The 6,432-nt window shown below is 62.1% G+C and carries 6 protein-coding genes and 1 pseudogene; 5 read left to right on the top strand and 2 right to left on the bottom strand.

All coding sequences use genetic code 11. The annotated features are described in order from the left end of the window. Positions 1–273 precede the first annotated feature (273 nt). The 3 genes and pseudogenes from DQ405_RS18030 to DQ405_RS18020 all read left to right on the top strand — a co-directional run. A pseudogene (locus DQ405_RS18030) lies at positions 274–531 on the top strand (hypothetical protein); the annotation flags it as partial. Positions 532–630: 99 nt separating this feature from the next. After that, positions 631–876, top strand: a complete 246-nt coding sequence (locus tag DQ405_RS18025) for a TIGR02647 family protein (protein WP_168425454.1) — start codon at positions 631–633, stop codon at positions 874–876. Between the two features lie 181 nt (positions 877–1,057). After that, positions 1,058–3,889: a class I adenylate cyclase gene (locus tag DQ405_RS18020; protein WP_168425453.1), complete on the top strand. Its 2,832-nt coding sequence runs from the start codon at positions 1,058–1,060 to the stop codon at positions 3,887–3,889. 30 nt (positions 3,890–3,919) lie between these two features. Here the strand turns inward: DQ405_RS18020 and rnk are convergent, their stop codons facing one another. Both rnk and cyaY read right to left on the bottom strand, forming a co-directional pair. Beyond that, complete coding sequence (gene rnk / locus DQ405_RS18015; protein WP_168425452.1) at positions 3,920–4,327, bottom strand: nucleoside diphosphate kinase regulator; 408 nt, start codon at positions 4,325–4,327, stop codon at positions 3,920–3,922. Between the two features lie 164 nt (positions 4,328–4,491). After that, the gene (gene cyaY / locus DQ405_RS18010; protein WP_168425451.1) at positions 4,492–4,824 is read right to left on the bottom strand and encodes an iron donor protein CyaY; all 333 of its coding nucleotides are present in this window, start codon (positions 4,822–4,824) and stop codon (positions 4,492–4,494) included. A 202-nt stretch (positions 4,825–5,026) separates the two neighbouring features. Between cyaY and lptM the strand changes: the two genes are divergently transcribed. Together lptM and lysA are read left to right on the top strand one after the other, a co-directional pair. Then, positions 5,027–5,167, top strand: coding sequence for an LPS translocon maturation chaperone LptM (gene lptM, locus DQ405_RS18005; RefSeq protein ID WP_019341253.1), 141 nt, complete (start codon positions 5,027–5,029; stop codon positions 5,165–5,167). Between the two features lie 12 nt (positions 5,168–5,179). Next, positions 5,180–6,427 carry a diaminopimelate decarboxylase gene (gene lysA, locus DQ405_RS18000; RefSeq protein ID WP_168425450.1) on the top strand — a complete coding sequence of 416 codons (1,248 nt, stop codon included), beginning with the start codon at positions 5,180–5,182 and terminating at the stop codon, positions 6,425–6,427. Positions 6,428–6,432: the final 5 nt, after the last annotated feature.

Here is a 6,432-nt window from a genome sequence, read left to right as displayed (position 1 = left end):
TCTTCCTGCTGGTCTGGCGATAGCAGGTCGACCCACAGGACGTTGTCGGGCAAGGTCTGCAGGTTTTCGGTAACGCGCCGCACCAGCGCGCCATTTTCTAGGCAGTACAGAGTGATCATTGCGGTAGTCGGGCTCTCGATAGTCCATAGTAGGAGTAGAAACCGCACCAAGCGAAGCGTTCAGGCAGCCCCACCGCCGATGCCAGCTTGCCGCTACTCAGCGAAACACGCTATCGAGATCTTCCCTGACGAGAATTGCGACATGACCGATGCTACTTCCGACGACGATGAAACTTTCGCCGAAGAAACCCTGATCCAGGCGATCGAGAACCAGCTTGAAGCCGGCGAGCCCGCCGCCACCCAGGCTACGCTGAACAAGCTGACGCTGGTCGGCTACGAGCGCGACGAGATACTCAAGATGATGGCTTTGGTGCTGGCCCACGAGATTCGGCAGATGCTCGAGCAAGACCGTCCATTCGATACCGAAGGGTACGAAACGCAGCTGCGCAACCTGCCCGATCTGCCCGAATAACCCGAGCGTACGCCTGCCTGAACCCGCCGACGCGGCAGGCGCGCGCAGAGCATCTACACTTCGCAAACAGGGCCCAGACCCACCACCCGAGGAGCAAACATGTCATACACCCCCGAACTGGTAGCCGAGCTGGAAATTCTTCGCCTGTTCAACCTGGACAACACACTCGAAGGTCTCAAGGTCCATCACGATGCCGGTCACACGGCCATCGCCGCTGCCCAGCGCCTGCATGCCAAGGGGCTGACAACGCAGCCAGACGGCGGCTACCTGACCAGCCTCGGTCGCGACGCCGCGGAGCATGCGCAAGTGCTGTTGACCATTCTTTCGGAAACCGTGCCGGCCTGACTCAGTCGGTGACGCCGCAATGCGAGCGCCGCGCCTGGAGGCGTTCGTCGCAACCCAACCGAGCTGCCAATTGGCCACAGCCGCCGTTGCGGCTTTTCCTTCCAGCCTACGCACGTGTTACTTTTCCGCCCTTAATGCTCCATCAGGGCGGAATCCCACCCGTTTTGCACGAACTGCCTGAATGATTCGCCACCAGGAAATCCGCCCCTTACTCGAAGAGGGTATCGACCGCAAGGTACTCGGCGCGCTCCGCGAGCGCTTTCTGTCGGTGAATTCCGGTCGCCTGGAGCGCACCCGACTGGCCATGTCGCCACGCCAGCAGGCGCTACTCAAGCTGTTGCCGCTGCTGTTTCATGTCAATCATCCGATCCTGCCAGGATACGTCTCGGGCACTGCGCCAGCCGGGCTGTCCGGCTTCGAGCCGGATGCCGAAACCCTGGCGGAGGCCCAGCGCCTGAGCCGTTCGTTTTCCTACAAGCCGCTGCGCGGCAAGCCGCCACAGCCAATCCTCGGCCTGTTTCTGATGGGTAGCCTTGGCACCGTCGCGCAGGACGAGCAGAGCGATCTGGATGTCTGGGTCTGCCACGACCCGGACTTGTCTGAACAGCAGCTCGACGAACTGCGACGCAAATGCGATCAGCTGCAGGCCTGGGCCGCCACCCAGGGCAGCGAGGCACATTTCTTTCTGGTCGATCCGGTGCGCTTCACCCTGGGCGAACGCGAGGCGAAACTGACCTCCGATGACTGCGGCACCACCCAGCATTACCTGCTGCTCGATGAGTTTTACCGCACCGCCATCTGGCTTGGCGGGCGCACCCCGCTCTGGTGGCTGGTGCCGGATTACGAGGAACATCGCTACCACGACTACGCCCGCACGCTGCTCGACAAACGCTTCGTGCGCAGCGATGAGGTGCTGGATCTCGGCAGTCTCGGCAACATCCCACCGGGGGAGTATCTGGGCGCAGGCCTGTGGCAGCTCTACAAGGCCATCGAGTCGCCCTATAAATCGCTGTTCAAGCTCCTGCTGGTTGAGGTGTATGCCAGCGAGCATCCACAGGTGCGATGCCTGAGCCTCGATTTCAAGCAGGCGGTTTACGCCAACCGGCTGGATCTAGACGATCTAGACCCCTATCTCGTCGCGTACCGCCGCATTGAGCGGTATCTCGCCGGCCGTGGCGATCTTGAGCGCCTGGCCCTGCTGCGACGCTGCCTGTATCTGAAAATTAACAAACCGTTGAGCCAGCCACCGGCCAACCGCAACAAAAGCTGGAAGCGGCGCCTGCTCGAACGCCTCATCAGCGACTGGGCCTGGGATGAGCGTCAGTTCGCGCTGCTCGACCGCCGCAGCCAATGGAAAGCTCGACAGGTCGATCAGGAGCGACGCGCGCTGGTCAACGAACTGACCTATGGTTACCGCTTCCTCAGTGAGTTTGCCCGACGCCTACAGATCACCAGCAGCATCAATGGGCGCGATTTCGGCGTGCTCGGCCGACGCCTGCATGCTGCCATCGAGCGCAAGGCGGGAAAAATCGAGGCGATAAACTTCGGCATTTCTCCAGACATGGCCGAACACAGCCTGACGCTGGTGCAGGGCTACGATGCGGTCGGCGATATCTACTGGGCGCTCTATGAGGGCAATATGAGCGCCCGGGAAGTCGCCAACTTTTCACCGTTGAAGCGCTCCCGTGACCTGATACCACTGCTCGGTTGGTGCCATCGCAACGGCATCGTCGACATCGCCACCCACATCGCGCTGCATCCGGGCGATAGCGGTCTGACCGAGGCCGAGCTGTTCTCCCAATTGACCGACCTGCGCCAGGCGTTTCCGATGCCGCTCACGGCCGTGGCAGAGCCTGCCCTGTTGACCGCGGCCATACCGACCCAGGTGCTGCTGTTGATCAATATCGGGCTTGACCCGTTCAGCCCCGAGTACCCACTCTCGCTCGACGAGCGCAACGATCCGTTCGGCTATGGAGCGGCGCGGGAAAACCTGGTTCTAACGGTTGACCAGCTCACTCTGAACAGCTGGAACGAGTTGTCCGCCAGCCGCTACGAAGGCGCCTCAGCGCTGCCCGAGTGCCTGCGCGACTACCTCGACACGCTACCCGCGAACGGCACACGCCCCGGTTTGCAGGTGCGCTGCTTCTGCCGCCATTCCGGGCTGGCCATTGCGCGACGGGTGGAAACGCTGTTCAGCGACGCCCAGAGCAGCCTCGACGAAGCGAATGATGGGCGCTACCTGCTGCAGGTTCGTCAGCAGTTTCATATGTTCGACCTGACCCCAGGCAGCGTTCGTCACACGAAGCTCGACGACCTGCCGGCGTTGATTCTAGATCTGGGCGAGGCGCACCAGCGGGACCGACCGGTGCGAGTGGATCGCCATGCATTGGAGGGCGAGGATCTCTCGCTGATTTTGGCTCAGGCCAGAACGCAATGCCTGCAGGTGTTCTATCGTGTCCAGGGAGCGCTCGCGGAGCTGACAGTGCTGGACGAGTTCAACGCGCTGTGGCGTCAGCAGCTTATTTTTCGTGACGAACAGAGCCTGCTGACCCCTCTGCTGCGCTTTCTGCAATCGGTGAGCTACCGCCGTACTACCCAGCTGCCGTTCGAGGAGCATCGACTCGCGGCGATGGAAATCCTGTTCTATCGGCTCCAACAGTCCGCACCGGATCGCCCTTTATCGATCGAGCGAAAGGCGGCGCCACGCGAGGAAGCCAGCGATCCGTTCTACGATATCCAGGCAATCATCGAACCCAGCGAAAAAGGCCGCTCGCAGGTCACCCTGTATTGCAACCACCAGGAGTTCTCCAGCCTGGAATATGGCGCCGAACTGTTCGCCGCCGTGGCCCGTTACATCCTTGCGCAGCGCAGCGGCGGCGAGCGCTACCCCTGCTACATCACCGATCTGGATCTGTCCGCCCTGCACGCCAGCGGGCGAACTCAGACCGTGCAGCACCTGCGCTACAAGGCGCATCTCGAAGCCGCACTCAATCAGGCGCTAAGGTCAGTCTGACCAGAGACCGCGCGATGACGCCAGCGCGCGCTACAGATTAACGTCACCAGCCGCTTCCGGCTGATATTCGACCGCCAGCAGGGTGAGTTTGAGCACCTTGCCGCCAGGTGTCGGCCAGTCGATATGCTGACCCACGCTCATGCCCAGCAGCGCGGTGCCAACCGGCGCCAATACCGAGACAGTGCCATCCTGGCGAGCGTCCTGCGGATAGACCAGCGTCAGGTGATAATCCTTGCCGCTGCCATCTTCGCGGCAGTGGACACGAGAATTCATGGACACCACGCCAGCGGGCAGCTCGCTGCGCTCCACCACCTGGGCGCGGGACAGCTCCTCTTCGAGCGCCTCGGCGGCCGGACCGTAGTCAGCCAGGCCATCGAGCAGCCGCTCGAGCCGCTGCAGATCGGGTTGGGTGATGATAATAGGCGGTGCACTGGTCATGGCTCCGGGTGAGCTCCTTTAGAAAGTAGACTGGCAAAAAAAGCAAAACCCCGCCCGAAGGCGGGGTTTTTAAACCTGAACTCGACCCTATCACAGCCCGTTAAATAAGCAAGGGGGCCCGAACAAGGTCGCTCACAGTGACGCGGGACGGATAGCGCCTCGCCTCACAGCTCTTCGAAGTCGAGCCCCTCGCCACCCTGTTCCTGCGTGACCCGAGTCAACAGCTCGCCAAGGCGCTCGTCGTTGGCATCGCAGATCCATAACGAGGACGCTTCGTCATAATCGAAGTGGAAGCCGCCCGAGCGCGCCGCCACCCATAATTGGCGCAACGGCGGCTGGCGGCTGAAGATCAGCTGCGTGCCGTTTTCGAAACGCACGGTAAGGACGCCACCAGAATTCTCCAGGTCGACATCCATGCCACTGTGATCGAACACATCTTCGATTTCTTCCTGCGCGGCGTCGACAAGATCGTGAAAGCGGGCTTCGCTCAGACTCATGAATCGATTTCCTTCGGTACGGGTTGTACGGCGACACCAGGGCCACCGACGTTGCTGGCGAGCTTAGCAGGCCGCCACCGCCTCTAGCGAGCGGCTACCCGACCAGCCGCTCGACGCCGGTGCCAGCCAGCGTGGCCGAATAGGCAATCCGACGGGTGCTGGGTATACTCCGGCCCATCGATTTTTCTAGGATTGCACCCCAATGAAGCGTCTATTGCTTCCACTCATTGCACTCGCGGTTCTCGCTTCCGCACTTACCGGCTGCGGCCAGAAAGGCCCGCTTTATCTCCCGGACGACGAGGCAACCGCCAAAGAACGTTCCAAAGACCGTTTCGAACTGTAAAGGAGGCATTCCATGGAGGCCTTCTCGTACCGCGACGGTCAACTCTTCGCGGAGGGTGTGGCGCTGCCCGCTCTCGCGCAACGCTTCGGCACCCCTACCTACGTGTACTCGCGCGCCCATATCGAGGCTCAATACCGCGCCTATGCCGACGCCCTGACGGGCATGCCGCATCTGGTCTGCTTCGCCGTCAAAGCGAACTCGAACCTGGGCGTATTGAACGTACTGGCGCGGCTTGGCGCCGGTTTCGACATCGTTTCGCGCGGTGAACTGGAGCGTGTGCTGGCCGCTGGTGGCCTGCCGGAACGCATCGTATTCTCCGGCGTCGGTAAGACCCGTGACGACATGCGCCGCGCCCTGGAAGTCGGCGTGCATTGCTTCAATGTCGAATCCACCGAAGAGCTCGAACGCCTGCAGCAGGTTGCCGCCGAGCTCGGCGTAATGGCACCCGTGTCGCTGCGGGTTAATCCCGATGTCGATGCCGGCACCCATCCGTACATTTCCACGGGCCTCAAGGAAAACAAGTTCGGCATCGCCATCGCCGATGCCGAAGCGGTCTACCTGCGAGCGCACGAGCTGAGCAACCTCGACGTCGTCGGCGTCGATTGCCATATTGGCTCCCAGCTCACCAGCCTGCCGCCGTTCCTCGACGCGCTCGACCGCCTATTGGCGCTGATTGATCGCCTGGCGGTGCGTGGCATCCGCATTCGGCACCTGGATCTGGGTGGCGGGCTCGGCGTGCGCTATCGCGAAGAGCAGCCGCCACTGGCCGGCGATTACATCCAGGCCGTGCGCAAGCGCATCGACGGGCGTGATCTGGCACTGGTGTTCGAGCCCGGCCGCTCGATCGTGGCCAACGCCGGCTTGTTGCTGACCCGCGTGGAATACCTCAAGCACACCGAGCACAAGGACTTCGCCATCGTCGATGCGGCAATGAACGACCTGATCCGCCCGGCGCTGTATCAAGCCTGGATGGATGTGGTGCCGGTGCAGCCGCGTGAAGGCGAGGCACGTCACTACGACATCGTCGGCCCGATCTGCGAAACCGGCGATTTCCTCGCCAAGGAACGTTCGCTGAGCCTGGCCGAAGGCGATCTGCTGGCCGTTCGCTCGGCCGGTGCCTACGGTTTCGTCATGAGCTCCAACTACAACACCCGCGGCCGTGCAGCCGAGGTGCTGGTAGACGGCGACCAAGCCTACGAAGTGCGCCGCCGCGAAAGCGTGCAGGAGCTATACGCCGGCGAAAGCCTGCTGCCTGCCTGAGGCCA

This window comes from Pseudomonas sp. SST3 (genome assembly GCF_003325755.1).
Note: the sequence above shows the minus strand (reverse complement) of the source record. Positions and strands in the feature narration are given on the sequence as shown.

Excerpts from the sequence above, each read along its gene's own strand:
- DQ405_RS18025 (WP_168425454.1), top strand. The coding sequence starts at position 631 with ATGTCATACACCCCCGAACTGGTAGCCGAGCTGGAAATTCTTCGCCTG.
- DQ405_RS18020 (WP_168425453.1), top strand. The coding sequence starts at position 1,058 with ATGATTCGCCACCAGGAAATCCGCCCCTTACTCGAAGAGGGTATCGAC.
- rnk (WP_168425452.1), bottom strand. The coding sequence starts at position 4,327 with ATGACCAGTGCACCGCCTATTATCATCACCCAACCCGATCTGCAGCGG.
- cyaY (WP_168425451.1), bottom strand. The coding sequence starts at position 4,824 with ATGAGTCTGAGCGAAGCCCGCTTTCACGATCTTGTCGACGCCGCGCAG.
- lptM (WP_019341253.1), top strand. The coding sequence starts at position 5,027 with ATGAAGCGTCTATTGCTTCCACTCATTGCACTCGCGGTTCTCGCTTCC.
- lysA (WP_168425450.1), top strand. The coding sequence starts at position 5,180 with ATGGAGGCCTTCTCGTACCGCGACGGTCAACTCTTCGCGGAGGGTGTG.